General features: G+C 57.4%; 2 protein-coding genes. Both read right to left on the reverse strand.

Features of this window, described 5'->3' with window-relative positions:
- On the reverse strand, positions 1 to 207 hold a 207-nt coding region (locus A3730_RS08745; protein ID WP_156501092.1), incomplete at its 3' end, for an NAD(P)H-binding protein.
- Positions 208 to 321: 114 nt separating this feature from the next.
- The gene (locus tag A3730_RS08750) at positions 322 to 1,302 is read right to left on the reverse strand and encodes an IS110 family transposase (RefSeq protein ID WP_063519022.1); all 981 of its coding nucleotides are present in this window, start codon (positions 1,300 to 1,302) and stop codon (positions 322 to 324) included.
- Between the last annotated feature and the right edge of the window lie 354 nt (positions 1,303 to 1,656).

A 1,656-nucleotide genomic window follows, 5' to 3' on the forward strand; every position in this document is an offset into this window, starting at 1 on the left:
GAAAATAACCGTGTGCTGCCCTTTCAACGCCTCACGGCAGTCACCCTCCAGGTCGGCCACCACCACATCGTTAGCGCCCAGCTCTTTCAGGGACTGAGCCTGGGCCGCATCGCGCACCATGGCGGTGACATGAATATTGTCCGCTGCCAGATGGGGAATCAGCCGACGACCAATTTTGCCGTTTGCGCCTGCAATAAGAACGTTCACGCGGTTCTCCTTTTCCGGATGGGTATTAACAAGTGTTGTGATGGCACACCGGACTTTCAAGGGGACGGACCTGCCTCTGTAGATACCGTCTCTCCCAATGAACCACAACCCCTCTCAAACGGGCTGTGGTTCATATTCTTTCTGGTGCGCCAGCACGCCGTAAGCGATGTGCACCAGTTTTCTCATGGCCGCGCCCAGCGCTGACATCTTTCGTTTGCCTGCAGCACACAGCCGTTGATATTGGCGCCGAATGCTGGGGTTATGCCGCATCGCCACAACGGCACCCATGTATAACTTTTGCCGCAACGCGGGGTCGCCATTCTTCGAGAGCCGCGGCGCGTGCCTGACCGAACTGCCCGAGGTCCACTCCACCGGCACCAGCCCCATGAAGGCCGCCACTTGTCTGCCACTCTTGAAGCGCCTTGATCGTAGTGCCACCAACAAATGCACCGACAGCACCTCGCCAATACCGGGAATACTCTCCAGCAAGCCTCTATCGCGCTTCAGGCCGTCATGGCGATCAATATGCTCATCCACTTCCTTGACCAGTCGTTTGGCCTCCCGTCGCAGCAACGCCAGCACATGCGTAATCGAGTGCTCCGCTTGCGTATCCCGGTTGAACTGCGCCTTTTCTAACCGGTTCTGTTCCCGCTGAATGTCCTTTTGCACCGTCTCCAGCCGTTTCGCCAGCTGCTTGAGGGTCCGCACTTCCTCTGGCTCAGGCTGCCAAGGCGTCAGCTCCGGGTTGGCTAGAGCAAAATGGGCAATGCGTTTGCTGTCTTTCTTGTCACTCTTGCCTTGATCGCCCAGGGAACGGGCGTAGTAGCGCACGCGGGCAGGGTTCAGCACGTAGACCGTCACACCGGCTTGGTGCAACCAGTGCGCCAGGGGTTCGTGATAGATGCCGGTGGCTTCCAGATACACCTGAAGTTCGCCGGGGGACGCGCCGGTTTGTTTGAGCAACCATGACAGCAGCGCGGGATAATGATCGTGGGCATTGGGAAATACCCGGGTTTTTACCTTGCCGGCCTGCGCATCACGCAACCAGCACAGATCGAGCTTTTTCTTACTGACATCAATACCGATGGTAGCCATCTCTCCACTTCTCCTTGTTCGTGCAGCCTCATCCGGTCAACGAAGGGCTCGGATACCGTTCAAGTTTTGAGAGAAATGCTGGCGGGACCTATCTACATCACAGGCTCAGGGCCTCAGGTCGAATACGGGTTGCCCGCCAGCAGTGGCGGAAGGGTAGCAAATCCTTCCGCCGGAGAGACACAAGGTCGAATTAGCCTGAAAGGCGTAATCCGACAAGGCCCGGTACGTGGAGTGCATCGTGTCATGGCTGTGTTTGATTTGGTCTATGGATGGATGTCGGATTACGTCCTTCGGACTAATTCGACCTACCGGGCTGGTGGGCAACCCGTATTCGACCTGAGGCCCTGAGCCTGT

The organism is Alcanivorax sp. HI0044, from assembly GCF_001634945.1.

What these genes read in the sequence shown, in the direction of transcription:
- A3730_RS08750 (WP_063519022.1), bottom strand. Translation starts at nt 1,302, where the DNA reads ATGGCTACCATCGGTATTGATGTCAGTAAGAAAAAGCTCGATCTGTGC.